The sequence below is a fragment of the Saccharothrix obliqua genome, from assembly GCF_019375475.1.
GTDB classification, from domain to species: Bacteria; Actinomycetota; Actinomycetes; order Mycobacteriales; family Pseudonocardiaceae; genus Actinosynnema; species Actinosynnema obliqua.
In genome coordinates, this window is record NZ_JAHXGQ010000010.1 from 28,135 (window position 1) to 44,206 (window position 16,072).

The following is a 16,072-nucleotide window of genomic DNA, read 5'->3' on the forward strand; positions in this document are numbered from 1 at the left end:
GTTGCCCGCGGCCGGTGCCTACCATCGGTGACCGTGCCAGCCTGGTTGACCGCGTTCCTGCTCAAGTTCCAGCGCGCCTTCGCCATCGCCGTGGTGGCCGCGCAAGCCGGGATCGCGGTGACCGGCTCCGTGGTCCGGGTGACCGGGTCCGGGCTCGGCTGCCCCACCTGGCCCGAGTGCGTGTCCGGCTCCCTGGTCCCCGTCGCCCACCCCGAGATCGGACCCCTGCACCAGTGGGTCGAGTTCGGCAACCGCACGCTCACCGGCGTCGTCGGCATCATCGCGGGCCTGTGCCTGCTGGCCGCCTGGGTGGACCGGCCGCGCCGGCCGCGCGTGGTGAAGCTGGCGCTGGTGCAGTTCGGCGGCGTGGTCGTGCAGGCCGGTATCGGCGGCATCACCGTGCTCACCGGTCTGCTGTGGTGGACCGTCGGCATCCACCTCATGGTCTCCATGGGCCTGACCTGGGCCGCCGTGGTGCTGCTCGCCGCGTTGCGCGAGGGTGACGGACCCGCCGTGCCGCTGGTGTCCGCCAACGCCCAGCGGCTCCAGGTGGTGCAGGCGGGGGTCCTCGGGTTGCTGGTGCTCGCCGGCACGTTCGTCACGGCCGCCGGGCCGCACGCCGGCGACGCGTCCGCCCCGCGCCTCGACCTGCCGGTGCCCACCCTCGCCCAGGTGCACGCCGACCTGCTGTTCCTGTTCCTCGGGATGCTGGTCGGGCTCGGCTTCCTGCTCGGCCGCCACGCCCGCCGCCCCTACGCGGTGCTGGTCGCCACCGTCCTCGCGCAGGGCGTGATCGGCATGGTCCAATACTGGACCGGCGTGCCGGAGGTGCTGGTGTCGGTGCACGTGCTGGGCGCGGGCGCTGTGGTGATCGCCACCGCCCACCTGTGGACGGCCACCCGCGTCCGGGCTCACCTGGACGAGGTGGGCCTGCGCTCCCAGACCGCGGGCAGCTCCGTCGCCAGCCACGCGTAGAGGTCGTCCACGGTCCGCAGCCGCGCCGCGCGTTGCGGGTCACCGCTCATCAGGCGCATCCCGGCCTCGGTCAGCTCGCGCACGCCGACCAGCGCGTCCAGCTTGCGCTGCACCAGGTCGGCCCACTTCTTCTCGTTGATCCGGTACTGGGCGGCCTGCCGGCCGCGCCGCGTCCGCTTCGTCACCAGACCCGCGTTCACCAGGAACTTCAGGTTCGTGGAGATCGAGCCGCTGGACGCCTCCAGCTCCTGGGACAGCTCCGCCGCGGTCCGCTCGGTCGGCTGGCACACCAGCAGGTGACCGAGGATGCGCCCGCCGATCAGCGGGATGCCCTCCTCGGCGAAGTGCGCCGCGAACCGCTCGATCCACGCCGACAACCGCGTCTCACGTCCGACACCCACGCTGACCAACCCCCTGATTTGGTCGACACTGAAGCCATAGTAGGCAGTCAGAGCCGCCGGAGGCCCGCCAACACGCGCTCCATCAGCCCCAGATCGGGACCGTCCACCGGCGCCGTCTCGTGCACCTCGATCAGGCCACGCTCGGCCATGTCGCCGAGCAGCACCTTCGCCACGCCCAGCGGCAGCCGCAGCAGCGCCGCGACCTCGGCCACCGACCGCGGGCTGCCCACCAGGTCCACCACCGCCTGGTGCTCCGCGCGCAACGCGGGCGGCGGCTCGTCGTCGACCGCCGACACCAGGGTCTCGATCTCCAGCTGCCGCTCCGACCTGGTGCGCCCGCCCGTCCACGAGTAGGGGCGCACGATCGACGCGCCCTCGTCGCCGGGGAACTCCTCGTCGTCGGCGAACTCGGAGTACACCGGGTGCGGTGCGGTCGGCCGGTCCACCGGGTCGGGTTCGGCCGGGCGCTCGGGCGCGTGCCGCCTGCCGCCCAGGCTGAACCCGTTGAGCAGGTCCGCGAACGTCTGCTCCTCGTCGTCCTGGGTCATGACCACCTCACGCCGAGGGGCGGGCCATCATCCGCTGCGCGCCGTGCAGCTCCGCGCGGAGTTCCGGGGTCAGCAGCTGCCCCACCTGGTCCACCACCACGGTCATCTCGTAGGCAACCTGGCCGACGTCGGAGTCCGGTGCGGCGAGCACCGCGAGGCACGAACCGTCCCGGATCGACATCAGCAGCATGATCCCGTACTGCATCTCGATCACCGAGCGCAGCACGCCGCCGCCGTCGAAACAACGCGACGCGGATTCGGTGAGGCTCGCCACACCCGCCGCGATCGCCGCGAGCTGGTCGGCGCGGTCGTCCGGCAGGCCGTCGGACGCGGTGAGCAGCAGGCCGTCCACGGAGATGACCACGGCGTGCGCGACGCCCGGCACGCGTTCGGCGAAGTTGCTCACCAGCCACCCGAACTGGTCCACCTGCCGTGATCTCTGCCCGCTCATGTTCCGCTCTCCCGCCCCGTTCGGTTCTCCCCGGACTCCCGCACACCTTGCCGGACGCCGGTCTGGTAGCTCGCCAAGAACCCGCGTGTCGCGTTCGGGTCCCTCCGGACGTGTCCCGCCCGCTCGGCGGACGGCCGGTCGGCGGCCAGGTTCGACCGGGGCCGCCGCTTCGGCAGACCCGAGTCGTTCCCCACCGCCGCCTCCTCCCGCACCGCACCCCCTTGGTCGGGGACGGACACGTGCCCGTTACCTCCAACGTCGTGCGCGCGCGGTGGTTCCGAGCCGGCCGGAACCGGTGCGGACCCGAACCACGCCGAGGTCGGTCGGGGCGCGCCGGGTGCGGAGGCCGGCGCGGGCGACCGGGGCGCGGGTTTGGTGAAGAAGGCACCCGGGGTGCGGGACGGGGCGGTCGGCACAGGGGTCGGCACAGGGGTCGGCGCGGCGGGCGGAGTCGCCGCGGGTGGGGTGGGCGTCGTGGCAGCGGGCCGGGCGGCGGGCGGCGGGGTCGGGCGGGGCGGGGTCGGCGTGGTGGTGCCGAAGGCGGTGGGTCCCGTCGGGGCGGGTTCGGTGGTGCGGCCCCGGAACGCGGCCCAGCTGTCGGCGCTCGCCGCCGCGGCCGAGGACACCGGCGTCGGCGGCGTGGCGGGCGCCTTCACCGGCCGCACCAGCTCGACGGGCACGGCGACCACGGCACGCAGCCCCTCGACCTGTTCCCGCAACGCGACCTGCACGCCGTGCCGCCCGGCGAGCCTGCCCACCACGAACAGGCCGAGCCGACGCGACACCGGCAGCTCGGCGGAGTCGTCGGCGGCGGCGCGGGCGATCTTGGCGTTGGCCTCGGCCAGGTCCTCCTCGGACATGCCGACGCCCACGTCCACCACGTCCAGCAGGACACCGCCGCCGGGCCGGGCCCGCCCGCCGACCACGACCTGCGTGCTCGGCGGGGAGAACGCGGTGGCGTTGTCCATCAGCTCGGCGACCAGCCGCACCAGGTCGCCCGCCGCGTAACCCACCACCTCGACGGCCGGCGTGGGCTGGATGACGATCCGCTGGTACTGCTCGACCTCGGACGCGGCGGCACGCAGCACGTCGCCCAGCGGGACCGGGCGGGTGAAGCGGCGGGCCACGTCGCTGCCGGACAACACCATCAGGTTCTCGTTGTTGCGGCGCATCCGGGTGGCGAGGTTGTCCAGCTTGAACAGGCCCTCCAGCTGCTCGGGGTCGTCCTGCCGCCGCTCCAGCTCCTCCATCAACCGCAGCTGCCGCTCCACCAGGCCCTGGCTGCGGCGCGACAGGTTGATGAACGCGTTGCGCATCGCGGTGCGCAGCTCCGCCTCCTCGGCGGCGGACGTGACGGCCTGCCGGTGCACCGCGTCGAACGCGCGCGCCAGCTCGCCGAACTCCTCCCTGGTGTGCACGGGCACCGGCGCGATGTCGGTGTCCGGCGCGGTGTCCGTGCGCAGCCGCGCCACCAGCGTCGGCAGGCGGTTGCCCGCCACGTCCAGCGCCGCCACCCGCAGGGCGCGCAGCGACCGCAGCAGGTAGCTGCCGACGACGAACCCGACCGCGACCGCGGCGAACATCGACGCCGCCAGGATCACCGACGCGAGGCCCGCGCGGTCGCTGGTCTCGTCCTGGAGCCGCGACGAGGTCTCCTTGAGCTGGTCCTCCAGGCCCCGCAGCACGCCGTCGAGCCGCTTCGCGGTGGCGGTCGCGTGCCCGTCCCACGTGTCGGCGGCCACGCCGCCCACCGCGTCCGGGTCGTTGCGGACCCGTTGGAGCATCGCGTGCCGGGCGTCCACGTCCGCGCCGGACAACGCGGTGCGGTAGGCGTCCTGCTGCCGCGGCGTGGCGACGGCGGAGAAGTCGGCGAGCTTGTCCTGCTGACGCGTCCAGGACTCCTCCAGCGCGGTGCGCTCCGCGTCCGACAACCCGCCCCGACCGGCACCGGCGAGCACCGTGGCGTGCTGCCACGACATCTGCTCGCCCGCCATGGCCAGGTTGTGCAGGGCGGTCGCGGTGCCGGACAGGGCCGCGTCGCCGAAGTCGCCGACCATCGCCTGGTCGAAGTCCAGCAGGGCACGCAGCACGGCGCTGTAGCCGCCGATGCCGCCCGCGAGGTCGATGCCGCCGGTGAGCACCCGCTCCCGCAGCCCCGGCAGGCTGTCGAGCTGCGCCACCGCGTCGTGGAACCGGGCCGTGGCGACCTCGCCGAGCGAGGGACCGGCGCGTTCCATCAGGTTGCGCACACCGGCCGCGGCGGTGTCGGTGATCCGCACCAGCTCCTTGAACCGGCGTTGGTCGGCGGGCGCGTTCTCGGCACGACGGGCGGACAGCGCGCGCTCCGCCTGCACACCGGCGAGCAACGGGTCCAGACCGGTACGGAGGGTGACCATGCGTTGCATCGCCGAATAACCGTCGGCGGCACGCACGTAGCCGCGGATCTGCACCATGCCCGCGCCCACGGCGACCAGCACCGGCACGGCCAGCACGGCGGCGAGCTTGACCGGCAGGCGCCAGTTCCGCCAGTCCGCGACGGCGCCCCACCGGAGCCGGCGTGCGCTGTTGTCGCCAGTCACCACACATTCCCGGTCGAGTAGTTGGTCCACCACGCTCGACACCTGCGCGGATGCACGGGCGAGCGGCGGACGCTGATGGGCGATAGTAGGTCGTGATCGGGGCCGGGACAACGATCTCCGCGCATGTGCTCAACCGTTCGGACCAGGCACGGAACGTGACCACCCGTGCGCGACGCAATCGAGACCTGCCACCGGGACGGGAGTTGAGCTGCCGGAACGGTTCCCGCGCCGGTCAGCGGCCCGCGCGGACCGTTGACTGGGAGCCGGCCGCGATTAGGCTGATCGCTCGACCGAGCCGCGCGACCCCTGCGGTGCAGACCCCGTGGAGGGCTGGATGACGAAGGCGATCCCGTCCCCGGGGCGGACACGCGGCTTCGCGACGTTCGACGAGCCACCACCGCCGCTGCTGGTGGACGCGGCGGGCAAACCGGACTTCGCCGCGATCCGCGAGACCCCCGAGTTCCAGGAGCTGCGCCGCCGCACCAGGGCGTTCGTGCTGCCCGCGCTGGTCGGGTTCCTCGGCTGGTACCTGGGTTACGTGGTGCTCTCGGCGTACGCGCCGGAGTTCATGGGCGCCAAGGTGTTCGGCGCGGTCAACGTGGGCCTGGTGTTCGGACTGCTCCAGTTCGCCACCACGGTCGCGTTGACGTTGGCCTACGCCCGCTACGCGCGCCGCCGGCTCGACCCGCAGGTGGCGGCGGTCCGGGCGCTCACCGCGGAGGACCAGCGGTGACCGGTGGCAACACCGCGATCAACCTGGGCGTGTTCGCGGTCTTCGTGGTGATCACGCTGTTCGTGGTGTACCGGGCGGGTTCGCGCAACACGACCGCGTCGGACTACTACGCGGCGGGCAGCGGTTTCTCCGGGCCGCAGAACGGGATCGCGTTGTCCGGCGACTTCCTGTCGGCGGCGTCGTTCCTCGGGATCTCCGGCAGCATCGCCGTCAATGGCTACGACGGGTTCCTGTACTCGATCGGCTGGGTGGTGTCCTGGCTGGTGGGTCTGCTGATCATCGCCGAGCGGATGCGCAACACCGGCCGGTTCACGCTCGGCGACGTGCTCGCGTACCGGATGCGGCAGCGGCCGGTGCGGGCCGCCGCGGCGAACGTCACGCTGGTGATCTCGTTGTTCTACATGATCGCGCAGATGGCGGGCGCGGGCGCGTTGATGGCGCTGCTGCTGGACGTGCACACCAAGGGCGGGCAGGCGCTCGTCATCGCCGTCGTCGGTGTGGTGATGGTGATGTACGTGCTCGTCGGCGGCATGAAGGGCACCACGTGGGTGCAGATCATCAAGGCCGTGCTGCTGATCCTGTGCGTGACGCTGATGTCGGTGTTCCTGCTCGGGAAGTTCGGCTTCAGCCTGTCCGAGATCCTGGAGACGGCGACCCGCAACACGCCGCTCGGGCCGGAACTGCTGGAGCCCGGCGTCCGGTACGGCGAGACCGCGATCACGCGGTTGGACTTCATCTCGCTGGCGTTGGCGCTCGTGCTGGGCACCGCTTCGCTGCCGCACGTGCTGATGCGGTTCTACACGGTGCCGAACGCGCGTGAGGCGCGGCGCTCGGTGGTGTGGGCGACGTGGATGATGGCCACGTTCTACCTGTGCACGCTGGTGATCGGGTTCGGGTCGCTGGCCCTGGTCGGTTCCGACGCCATCAGGTCCGCGCCCGGCGGCGAGAACTCCGCCGCGCCGCTGCTGGCGTTCCGGATCGGTGGCGTGGTGCTGCTGGGTGTCGTGTGCGCGGTGGCGTTCGCGACGATCCTCGCCGTGGTGGCCGGGTTGACGTTGACGGCGTCGGCGTCGTTCGCGCACGACGTGTACGCCAACGTGATCAAGCGCGGTCAGGCCGATCCCCGGGCCGAGGTGCGCGTGGCGCGGCTGACGGCGGTCGGCGTCGGGGTGCTCGCGATCGGGGGCGGTATCGCGGCCAACGGGCAGAACGTGGCGTTCCTGGTGGCGCTGGCGTTCGCCCTGGCGGCGTCGGCGAACCTGTCCACGATCATCTACTCGTTGTTCTGGAAGCGGTTCAACACCAACGGGACGCTGTGGGCGATCTACGGCGGGCTCGGGTCGTGCGTGGTGCTGATCGCCTTCTCGCCCGCCGTGTCCGGGACGAAGACGTCGGTGTTCCCGGACGTGGACTTCGCCTGGTTCCCGTTGGGCAACCCGGGGTTGGTGTCGATCCCGTTGTCGTTCCTGTGCGGGTGGTTGGGCACGGTGCTGAGCAAGGAGGAGGCCGACCCCGCGAAGCAGGCCGAGATGGAGGTCCGGGCGCTGACGGGTATCGGCTCCGGCCTCCGGTGACGTTCGACGGCTAGGCGCGCAGGGCGTTGCGCACGGCGGACGCGAAGCGCATGGGCGCGGCGGCGTCGGTCTGGCGGAAGCCGAGGGCCGGTTCCACCAGTTCCAGTTCCAGCAGCAGCGGTGAGCCGTCCGCGGCGGCGAGCAGGTCCACGCGGGCGTAGAGGAAGTCGGTGCGGCGCAGGCCGAGCAGCCCGGCCGCGGCGTCCAGCACGTCCTCCGCGGTCCGGCGTTGGGGGCCGGTCGGTGACGCGCCGGCGAGCCGTTCCACGATGTAGAGGCCGGACTCGTCGTACGCGGCGTCCGGCGTGAGCATGGCGGCTTTGGTGAAGGCGTGCGAGTATTGCCCGCCGAGGAAGACCAGCGCCGTTTCCCCCACCCTGTCCACTGTGGACTGGTAGGGCTGCACCAACGCCGGGCCGCCGAGGGATTCGAGGTGGTGTGCCGCGACGTCGACGTCGCCCGCCGCGACCCGCAGGGCGCCCCGCGAGCCCGCGCCGACGGTCGGCTTGACCACGAAGTCGCCGTCGGGCCAGTCGGTGAAGCCCGGTGTGGCGAGGGTGGTGGGCACCACCGGCACGCCGACTTGGGCGAGTTCGACCAGGTAGGACTTGTCCGTGTTCCAGCGCACGACGTCGGCCGGGTTGGCCAGGGCGGGTACCGAGGAGCACCAGTCGAGGAACTCGCCCAGCCGGTCGGTGTAGTCCCAGGTGGACCGCAACACCACCAGGTCCGCGGCCTCGTCCGACCCCCAGACCGCCCAGCGGGCGTCGATCCCGACGTCGTTGAGGGCGTCGGCGAGGGCACGGTCATCGCCGTCTCCGGCGGGCAGCGAGGCACAGGTGGCAAGAAAAACCTTCACGTCCACAGCGTAAACACCCGCCTGCGCGCACCCCCTCCCCCAGCCCCTCCCCCAGCCCCTCCCCGCGCCCCGCCACCCCGCTCGGTGCCCCCATTCGCCCGCTTTCCGTTGCGCCACAACAGTTCCCGGCTGCTTCCCCGCTAACGGCTCCGCGACACCCGACCCGCCGGGACGGCGGGTTCGAGCGGATGGACCAGGCAGCTGGATCTCCCACCGGACGGCGGCACCGACGAAACCCCGCCGCGCCACCGCGCGGCCCACTCCGCTCCCCCGGCACCCGCTCGGCGCTGGGCAGGGCCAATCACGAGGGCTGGGCAGGTCACGAGGGCTGGGCGGGGCCAATCGCGAGGTGGACAGGGCCGATCGCGGGCGGCGAAACGCGAGGCAGCGGAGTCGTCGGGAGCTGGCAGGCGGCAGCATCAGCCGCGACAGGCCAGGGCTGGAGGCCACTCGGGCACCGGCTCGGCATCACCCGCCGGCCGGCGAGCCCGGGTGCGGACCAGCAAGCCGTCCTCATCAGCCCCGCCGGACATGTGGTCGGCCAGCACATTGCGGGGGACGCGCTGCGGGTCGGCACGATCTGGCGTCGGATGCGGGCGGGGCCGAGAGCGGACGGTGCAGCGCGGGCAGGTCAGCGCGGGCGGTCAGGGCAGGCCGTGAGCACTCGGCGGTTGGTGCAACCGGCGGCGTGGCTGGAGCAGCCGGCGGTCAGGACGACGTCCTGGCCTGGGTCGGGCCGCGGTCGCTGCCGCAGCGGTCAGGCGAGGCGGAGTCTCGCGAGGTTCGCGTGCGTGGGGCGAGAGCGGGCAGGCGGCGGGGGCAGGCGGCGGGCGGGAGCGGGGCGGGGTCGGGGCGGGTGGGCGTGGCTGTGGTCGGAGCCGCGTGCACGTTGTTCCCGCCAGGCGCCGCCACCTTGTTCTGGCAACGCGAATGGTAAATAAAAAGTGCCCGAATCCCGCCCACTTCGCCCGAAGGAGTGATCACGCCCCAACGAACCCGCAGGTCACAGGCTGCTCAACGGCCGGCCATGCGGTGCCGGTGGGCGGGGCCGATCTTCAGGGCCTCCGTGGTGTCTCGGTCCCACGTGTGTTCGTCCATGTCGGCCACGGCAGCCACCACGGCTTCCGCCGTCTCCACGTCCGGCACCATCACGTCACCCATGGCGCCGTCGGCACCCACCAGCACGATGCGCGCACCGGCCCGCCCGACGTTCTCCACCACGGCCCGCGCGGGCTTGCCGTGGGACGCCACGAACTCGTTCGCCGTCTTCACCGCGGCGGCGATCTTCTTCTCCTCAGGCACCCCGCCAGCCTAAGACCTGCGGGTAACTTCCGTCCCGTGACCGAAACCACGACACTCCCTCACCTGGTCGAAGACTTCCTCACCTGGCACTTCGACCGCCGTCCGGGTACCGCCGCGATGCTCGGCTCGCTGCGTCACGACCACACGCTGGGCGACTTCTCCGCCACGGCCTTCGAGTCCTACGACCGGGAAGCCGCCGAGTGGCTGCGGAGGTTCGAACGCACGCGCACCGACGACCTGGAGGAATCCGTCGACCGGGACCTCATCGTCTCCGTCCTGCGTGGCGACCTGGCGGAGTCGTCGTGGCCCTCGTGGCGACGCGACCCGTCCGAATACTCGGGCGCGGTGCTCTACCCGCTGTTCACCAGCTTCCTGCACCGGCTGCGCCCCGAGGCCGAGCTGGTGGAGCTGGCGGTGCGGCGGCTCGCGGAGGTGCCGGCCCTGCTCGCCGCGGGCGAGGCCAACCTGGACCCCGCGTTGGCGTCACCTCGGATCGTGCGCCGGGCGGCGGCGCAGGCGCGCACCGGGCGGGACTTCCTGACCCGCACGCTGCCGGCCGAGGTCGCCGACCCGGCACTGCGGGCACGGGTGGCCGACGCGGCGGAACCGGCGGCGGTGGCGTTCGACCGGTTCGCCGCGTTCCTCGACAAGCTCGCCGACACCGCGCGTGGTGACTGGCGGATGGGCGAGGAGCTGTACTCGCGCCTGCTGCGGGAGCGGCAGGTCCTCGGTTACGGCGCGGCCGAGCTGCACGAGCGCGGCCGGGCCGCCTACGCGGAGCTGGAGGACGAGATCCGGTCGCTCGCGGGCACCGCCGACTGGCACGCGGCGATGCTGTCGCTCCAGGACGACCACCCGCCGACGCCGGCGGCGATGCGCGACGAGTACGAGGCGGAGACGCGCCGGGCGCGGGCGTTCCTGGTGGAGCACGGCCTGGTGACGCTCCCCGACGGCGAGGAGTGCCGGGTGCTGCCGTCGCCCGCGTTCCAGCGCCCGATCCTCAGCGTCGCCTCCTACATGTCGCCGCCGCCGCTGACGTCCTCCCGCCTGGGCCACTTCTTCGTCCCGTGGCCGCCGGACGACTTCACGCCGGAGCAGGTCGCGCAGCAGCTCCGGACGAACTCGCGCGCGCAGCTCGCGACGATCGCGGTGCACGAGGCGTACCCGGGCCACCACTGGCACCTGTCGTGGCTGGCCGCCCAGAACCGCCCGGTGCGCAAGGTGTTCCGCACGCCGTACTTCTCCGAGGGCTGGGCGCTGTACGCGGAGAAGTTGTTGCGGGAGAACGGCTACTTCAGCGCGGAGCACGCGGGTGACGCCAAGAGGGCCCGCGCGCAGGAGCTGGCGCACGTGGAGGCGCGCCTGTTCCGCGCGGCGCGGATCGTCGTGGACACCGCGCTGCACTGCGGCGACATGGACGTGGCGGAGGCGGAGGACTTCATGACCACCAAGGCGTCGCTCACGCCGGGCACGGCCCGGGGCGAGGTGTCGCGGTACTGCGCGTGGCCGACGCAGGCACCGTCCTACTTGACCGGTGCGCTGGAGATCGAGCGCATCCGGGCGGAGTTCACCGGCACGCCACGCGAGTTCCACGACCGCATCGCGGGTTCGGGCGCGCTGCCGCTGGGTCTGGCGCGGAGGGTCGCACTGGGACGGTGACGGGAACACCGGGCGGTGCGGCAGAGTTGGCCTGGAGCGAAACCGAGTGAGCGCGGAGGACGGTATGCCCAAGGCAGTGGTGGTGCACGCGACCGGCGGCCCCGAGGTGCTGAGGTTCGACGACGTCGAGCCCCGGACGCCGGGTGCGGGCGAACTGGTGGTGGACGTGGCCGCGGCGGGTGTGAACTACATCGACACCTACCACCGCGAGGGCCGCTACCCGCTGCCGCTGCCGTTCGGCATCGGGTTGGAGGGCACGGGCCGCGTGGCGGCGGTGGGCCCGGACGTGTCCGGGTTCGCGGTCGGCGACCGGGTCGCGTGGGCGGCGGCGCAGGGCAGTTACGCGGAGCAGGTCGTGGTGCGCGCGGAGGTCGCGGTCCGGGTGCCGGACGGCGTGGACGACGACACGGCGGGCGCGTTGATGCTCCAGGGCCTCACGGCGCACTACCTGGTCTCGTCGACCTACCCGGTGCGCGAGGGCGACACGGTCCTGGTGCACGCCGCCGCGGGCGGTGTCGGCCTGCTGCTGGTGCAGTTGGCCAAGGCGCGGGGCGCGCGGGTGATCGGCACCGTGTCGACCGACGCGAAGGAGGCGTTGGCGCGGGAGGCGGGCGCGGACGAGGTGATCCGCTACGACCGGGTGGACTTCGCGCCGGTGGTGCGGGAGCTGACCGGCGGCGAGGGCGTGGCCGCCGCGTACGACGGCGTGGGCGCGGCGACGTTCGACGGCAGCCTGGACAGCCTGCGCCCGCGTGGTTTCCTGGTGCTGTTCGGCGCGTCGAGCGGCGCGGTCGCGCCGGTGGACCCGCTGCGGCTGAACAAGGCGGGTTCGGTGTACCTGACGCGGCCGTCGCTGGTGGCGTACACGGCGACCCGCGCGGAGCTGGAGCAGCGGGCCCGCGAGCTGTTCGCGGCGGTGGAGAGCGGCGCCCTGGCGGTGCGGGTCGGCGGCCGGTACCCGCTGGCCGAGGCGCGCCGGGCGCACGAGGACCTGGAGGGCCGCCGCACCACCGGGAAGCTGCTGCTGATCCCCTGACCGGTCGGTGGGGTCCCCGGCGCCGGGGACCCCGCGCGGTCAGCCCTCGACCTTGACCGCGTCCACCACGAAGACCAGCGTCTCGCCGGGCTGGATGCTGCCGCTGCCCTGCGGGTAGCCCTTGTCGGACGGCACGACGAGCAGGCGGCGCCCGCCCTCCTTGAGGCCGATCAGGCCCTCGTTCCAGCCCTGGATGACCGACGCCTGGCCGATGTTCTCCAGCGCCAGCGGCTTGCCGTTGTCCCAGGACGCCTCGCGGGTCTTGCGGTCGCGGAACGTCGCGAGCACGTAGTGCAGCTCGGCGTTGGAACCGGCCTTGATCTCCGCGCCGGTGCCCTCGGTGATGTCCTTGACCAGCAGGCCGTCCTGCGGCTTGCAGCCGGTGGGCACGGTGATGGCCGGCTTCTCGCCCGGCGCGCCGGTCACCTGGTACTGGGCGACCTCGCAGGGCGGGCCGCTCGGCTCGGGGAGCCGCTCGGCGGCCTGCTGCCGGGTGGTCGGCGTGGGGGTGTTGGTCATGGTGGAGGGCCGGTCGCTCGCGGTGCACGCGGACAGCGCCAGGCCGGCGGACAGCAGCGGGACGAGGACCAGGGCCGTACGGCCGACAGTACGCATGGTTGCCGAGCTTATGGTGCGGGCTCGGACGCCGTACGGCCAGGCCCACCGGCAGGCGCAACGGCGGTCACGGTGCGCTGCCGAACCGGCCGGAATTAATCCGCAAATGTGCCACTAATTACCGCTTCCGAAGTGAGACACCCGAGCGTACAGTAACTCCGCGCACTTGATCGGATACCCCCGGCGCTCAACCTTTCGGGTGCGCGCCAAGGAGGTGAACACCGTGTCCGCGGAGCCCAGGGGCGAACGCGGCAACCTGTTGCAGGAATTGTTCTGGACCAGGACCGGGCTGCTTCTGCTGATACTCGTGGTGACTTCCGGCACCTGTCTGGTGGTATCCAGCGGGATGATGCCGGGAGCCGTGCGCAACTTCCTGACGTCGGTGGGCACCGGCACCATGATCTCGGCCGTCGTGGGATTCACGCAGACGTTGGTGACGAGCAGCGCGGCGCACCGGGCGCTGGTCGCGCCGGTGGTGGCGGAGAGCCGCAAGGCGCTGCACGACCTGACCGCCGAGTACCGCGCGCTGGACCGCGAGTTCTTCCCCAGCCACGTGTTCGAGCCGACCGCCCGGCCGGACCCGGCGTTCAACCAGGTGATGATGCAGGACCTGGAGCGCACCCGGCTGTACGGCTTCCGCGGCTTCGCGGGCCGGTACGCGGCGGGCCGGCTGCTGCTGTCCCGGTCGGAGTGCGAGCTGCGGGCGGTGCTGGCGGACCCGCGTGACGCGGACGCGATCGGCGGCCGGGCCCGCTACCTGCTGCGGCACGAGGGCGCCGACGGCGATTACGACGCGATCGCGGACCGGCTGCGGGAACAGGTCCGGGTCGGCCTGGTCGGCTTGTTCCTGGCCCGCGGCCGGTGCTCGCGAATCGACCTGACGATGGTGCCGGACCCGCCGCTGGACCGGCTGGAGCTGTTCGACGACAGCGCCTGGCTGACGCTCTACAGCACGGCCGGGTCGGGCGCCGTGCGCCTCTACCCGCGCACGCTGCGGTTCTCCGACGGCTCCTTCCTGTACGGGATGGAACGCGCGGAGTTCCTGCGCGTGAGCAATTCCCGGGCCGGGTCGCACGTCGTCATCCACCCGGCCACCACGCGTGCCGAGTTCCGCGGGATGTTCGCGGAGATCACCGGCGCGCCGTTGTCCGAAGAGGGTTTCCGCACCCTGGAGGACAAGTTCCACCGCTTTCGCAAGGAATTCTCCGCCTCCGCTCAGTTGGGGAGCTGATAAGTCGTGTCGTCCGAGTCTTCCGGGTCGTCCGCGCTCGCGGAACTGGCCGCGCTCCTGGCCGTGGCCGACCCCCCTGTCGTGGGCCATTGGGAGCACGTCCGGGGCCATTTCCACGAGTGGGCGGCCCGGCCCGGGCTGCGGGCGCGATTGCGCGCGCACCTGCGGCGGCTGTCGCCGCGCGAGGAAATGCGGGTGGCCGCGGGATCACGCGAGACCACGACGCACTTCGCGTGGTGCCTGCGGGACGTGCCGGCCGAGCCGTTCACGTTCTGGTTGCACGAGTACAAACCGCAGCGCGATTGGCGACCGGGTTACGCCGATTCCATCCACAACCACCGCTACCACTTCTGCACGGTCCTGCTGAAGGGCTCCTACCTGCACGAACGCTTCGACGCGCGGCTGTCGTCGGACGGCACGTCGATCGCCGGCACGACGCTGCTGCGCAGCACCGAGGCGCACGAGGGTGATTCCGGGACGATGCTCGCGCACGAATTCCACCGCATCCCGAAAGCGGCGGACGACACGCGGACCTTCCTGGTGAAGAGCCGCGCGGTACAGCCGTGGAGCCTGTCGTTCGACCCCGACACGCGGACCAGCCACCGGCACGTGCCGGTGGAGTCCAGGCTGGAGGTCCTCGCGAACTCCCTCTGAGGACCACCCGACCGCCTTACCATCGGCCCACCCGGCACGGGAGGGTCCCATGAGCACGGTCTCGGCACCGACGATCACGGCGCAGGCGGTCTCCGGAGTGGAGCGCGAGGTGTGGCGGCTGTGCCGCGCGCTGGCCGCGCGGCTGCCGTTCCACGGCTGGCACCACGTCAGCTTCGTGCGGGACAAGGCGGTCGGCTTCGCCCGGCGCAACGGCGCCGACGTGGCGTTGGTGGAGGTCGCCGCACTGGTCCACGACGTCAACTACATGGTCCGCCGCAACTCGCTGCCGGTGGACGGCCGCGAACTGCGGCTGACCATCCTGGCCGGCGCGGGCGTGCCGGAGGCCGCGGCGGCGCGGGTGGACGCGGTGGTGGAGGAGGCGGAGATGCGCACCCGCCACCGGCACATCTCACGGGAGGCGCAGGCGTTGTCGGACGCCGACACGCTGTTCAAGGCGCTGCCGGTGACGCCGGTGGTGCTCGCGCCCCGCTACCTGGCGGAGAACGGCATCACGCTGCGCGAGCTGGCGCACAAGATCGTCGGCGAGCAGCAGGCCAAGCACGACGACGGCTACTACTTCTACGACGAGGAGGCGGCGGCCACCTACGCGCGCTGGGCGACGGCGAACCTGGAGCTGTGGCGGTGCATCGTCGAGTCGTTGGACGACCCGACGGTCGACCGGCTGCTCGCCGAGGTGCCCTGACGGCCGCTCAAACGCGCACACCGCGAAAATACTCCGAAAACCACCCGAAATTACTCCGTTTGCCCGCGTAATGGCCACGGACAGTGCGCGTCCCCCGTGCGACAGCCGCGGTGGGCGCCGCGGCGGGGGCGGAGGTGCGTGGTGTTCGCGGACGACAGGACGGTGCCGTTACGGGAGTCGGTGCCCCCCGAGGTGGTGACGCGGGCCGTGGCGGGCGACCGGGCCGCGGTGGACCGGCTGCTGCGCGCCGTGCGCCCCGCCGTCCTGCGGTACTGCCGGGCCCGGCTCGGCGGCGCGCTGCCCGCGCCGGACGACGTCGCGCAGGAGGTGTGCCTCGCGGTGCTCCAGGCCCTGCCGCGCTACCGCGACCAGGGCCGGCCGTTCCTCGCGTTCGTGTACGGCATCGCGGCGCACAAGGTCGCCGACGCCCACCGGTACGGCGCGCGCAACCGGGTGGACCCGGTGGCGGAGGTGCCGGACGGTCCGGGCGCGGAGGCGGGCCCGGAGCTGGTGCTGCTGCGTGGCGAGCTGTCCGAGGAGATGGCGCGGCTGCTGGCCGTGCTGCCGCCCAAGCAGCGGGAGATCCTGCTGCTGCGGGTCGTGGTGGGCCTGTCGGCGGAGGAGACCGCCGAGGCGGTCGAGTCGACGCCGGGCGCGGTGCGCGTCGCCCAGCACCGCGCCCTGACGAAGCTGCGCAAGGAGTTGGCGGAGCAGCTGGTGGCGCTGTGAGCGCCACCCGGGCGGCCCGGCGC

Annotated in this window: 16 protein-coding genes; 9 read left to right on the plus strand and 7 right to left on the minus strand. The window is 72.7% G+C overall.

The features are described from left to right. Positions 1-33 precede the first annotated feature (33 nt). A complete protein-coding gene (locus tag KZQ38_RS27365; protein ID WP_219445846.1) occupies positions 34-975 on the plus strand; it encodes a COX15/CtaA family protein in 942 nt (313 codons plus the stop codon). On the opposite strand, the gene KZQ38_RS27370 is transcribed toward KZQ38_RS27365, so the two are convergent. From KZQ38_RS27370 to KZQ38_RS27385, 4 genes are read right to left on the minus strand one after another with little or no spacing between them, the layout of a single operon-like run. Further along, the gene (locus KZQ38_RS27370) at positions 912-1,376 is read right to left on the minus strand and encodes a GbsR/MarR family transcriptional regulator (protein ID WP_219445847.1); all 465 of its coding nucleotides are present in this window, start codon (positions 1,374-1,376) and stop codon (positions 912-914) included. The genes KZQ38_RS27365 and KZQ38_RS27370 overlap by 64 nt on opposite strands. 47 nt (positions 1,377-1,423) lie before the next feature. Next, positions 1,424-1,924: a DUF742 domain-containing protein gene (locus tag KZQ38_RS27375; RefSeq protein WP_257902383.1), complete on the minus strand. Its 501-nt coding sequence runs from the start codon at positions 1,922-1,924 to the stop codon at positions 1,424-1,426. 7 nt (positions 1,925-1,931) lie between these two features. Next, positions 1,932-2,375 carry a roadblock/LC7 domain-containing protein gene (locus KZQ38_RS27380; RefSeq protein WP_219445848.1) on the minus strand — a complete coding sequence of 148 codons (444 nt, stop codon included), beginning with the start codon at positions 2,373-2,375 and terminating at the stop codon, positions 1,932-1,934. After that, positions 2,372-4,954 (minus strand): sensor histidine kinase, encoded by a 2,583-nt coding sequence (locus tag KZQ38_RS27385; protein WP_219445849.1) that lies wholly within the window; start codon positions 4,952-4,954, stop codon positions 2,372-2,374. The genes KZQ38_RS27380 and KZQ38_RS27385 overlap by 4 nt, the downstream gene beginning before the upstream one ends. 334 nt (positions 4,955-5,288) lie before the next feature. Between KZQ38_RS27385 and KZQ38_RS27390 the strand changes: the two genes are divergently transcribed. Both KZQ38_RS27390 and KZQ38_RS27395 read left to right on the plus strand, forming a co-directional pair. Further along, positions 5,289-5,687: a DUF485 domain-containing protein gene (locus KZQ38_RS27390; protein WP_219445850.1), complete on the plus strand. Its 399-nt coding sequence runs from the start codon at positions 5,289-5,291 to the stop codon at positions 5,685-5,687. After that, positions 5,684-7,261 carry a monocarboxylic acid transporter gene (locus KZQ38_RS27395; RefSeq protein WP_219445851.1) on the plus strand — a complete coding sequence of 526 codons (1,578 nt, stop codon included), beginning with the start codon at positions 5,684-5,686 and terminating at the stop codon, positions 7,259-7,261. The genes KZQ38_RS27390 and KZQ38_RS27395 overlap by 4 nt, the downstream gene beginning before the upstream one ends. Before the next feature lie 10 nt (positions 7,262-7,271). On the opposite strand, the gene KZQ38_RS27400 is transcribed toward KZQ38_RS27395, so the two are convergent. Both KZQ38_RS27400 and KZQ38_RS27405 read right to left on the minus strand, forming a co-directional pair. Then, positions 7,272-8,126, minus strand: a complete 855-nt coding sequence (locus tag KZQ38_RS27400) for an ATP-grasp domain-containing protein (protein WP_219445853.1) — start codon at positions 8,124-8,126, stop codon at positions 7,272-7,274. Positions 8,127-9,134: 1,008 nt separating this feature from the next. After that, positions 9,135-9,422, minus strand: a complete 288-nt coding sequence (locus tag KZQ38_RS27405) for a hypothetical protein (RefSeq protein ID WP_219445855.1) — start codon at positions 9,420-9,422, stop codon at positions 9,135-9,137. A gap of 36 nt (positions 9,423-9,458) precedes the next feature. Between KZQ38_RS27405 and KZQ38_RS27410 the strand changes: the two genes are divergently transcribed. After that, positions 9,459-11,081, plus strand: coding sequence for a DUF885 domain-containing protein (locus KZQ38_RS27410; RefSeq protein ID WP_219445857.1), 1,623 nt, complete (start codon positions 9,459-9,461; stop codon positions 11,079-11,081). Positions 11,082-11,145: 64 nt separating this feature from the next. Then, positions 11,146-12,117 (plus strand): quinone oxidoreductase family protein, encoded by a 972-nt coding sequence (locus KZQ38_RS27415; protein ID WP_219445859.1) that lies wholly within the window; start codon positions 11,146-11,148, stop codon positions 12,115-12,117. Positions 12,118-12,156: 39 nt separating this feature from the next. Here KZQ38_RS27415 and KZQ38_RS27420 read toward each other — a convergent pair whose 3' ends face one another. Further along, on the minus strand, positions 12,157-12,732 hold the full coding sequence (locus KZQ38_RS27420) for an FKBP-type peptidyl-prolyl cis-trans isomerase (RefSeq protein WP_219445861.1): 576 nt from the start codon (positions 12,730-12,732) through the stop codon (positions 12,157-12,159). Positions 12,733-12,955: 223 nt separating this feature from the next. Between KZQ38_RS27420 and KZQ38_RS27425 the strand changes: the two genes are divergently transcribed. From KZQ38_RS27425 to KZQ38_RS27440, 4 genes are all read left to right on the plus strand, one after another. Further along, positions 12,956-13,963 carry a hypothetical protein gene (locus tag KZQ38_RS27425; RefSeq protein WP_219445862.1) on the plus strand — a complete coding sequence of 336 codons (1,008 nt, stop codon included), beginning with the start codon at positions 12,956-12,958 and terminating at the stop codon, positions 13,961-13,963. Positions 13,964-13,969: 6 nt separating this feature from the next. Beyond that, a complete protein-coding gene (locus KZQ38_RS27430; protein ID WP_219445863.1) occupies positions 13,970-14,617 on the plus strand; it encodes a hypothetical protein in 648 nt (215 codons plus the stop codon). A 49-nt stretch (positions 14,618-14,666) separates the two neighbouring features. After that, complete coding sequence (locus KZQ38_RS27435) at positions 14,667-15,320, plus strand: HD family phosphohydrolase (RefSeq protein WP_219445864.1); 654 nt, start codon at positions 14,667-14,669, stop codon at positions 15,318-15,320. 141 nt (positions 15,321-15,461) lie between these two features. Beyond that, positions 15,462-16,049, plus strand: coding sequence for a sigma-70 family RNA polymerase sigma factor (locus KZQ38_RS27440; RefSeq protein WP_372452291.1), 588 nt, complete (start codon positions 15,462-15,464; stop codon positions 16,047-16,049). The last annotated feature ends 23 nt before the right edge of the window (positions 16,050-16,072 follow it).

What these genes read in the sequence shown, in the direction of transcription:
- KZQ38_RS27380 (WP_219445848.1), bottom strand. Translation starts at nt 2,375, where the DNA reads ATGAGCGGGCAGAGATCACGGCAGGTGGACCAGTTCGGGTGGCTGGTG.
- KZQ38_RS27415 (WP_219445859.1), top strand. Translation starts at nt 11,146, where the DNA reads ATGCCCAAGGCAGTGGTGGTGCACGCGACCGGCGGCCCCGAGGTGCTG.
- KZQ38_RS27375 (WP_257902383.1), bottom strand. Translation starts at nt 1,924, where the DNA reads ATGACCCAGGACGACGAGGAGCAGACGTTCGCGGACCTGCTCAACGGG.
- KZQ38_RS27390 (WP_219445850.1), top strand. Translation starts at nt 5,289, where the DNA reads ATGACGAAGGCGATCCCGTCCCCGGGGCGGACACGCGGCTTCGCGACG.
- KZQ38_RS27435 (WP_219445864.1), top strand. Translation starts at nt 14,667, where the DNA reads ATGAGCACGGTCTCGGCACCGACGATCACGGCGCAGGCGGTCTCCGGA.
- KZQ38_RS27420 (WP_219445861.1), bottom strand. Translation starts at nt 12,732, where the DNA reads ATGCGTACTGTCGGCCGTACGGCCCTGGTCCTCGTCCCGCTGCTGTCC.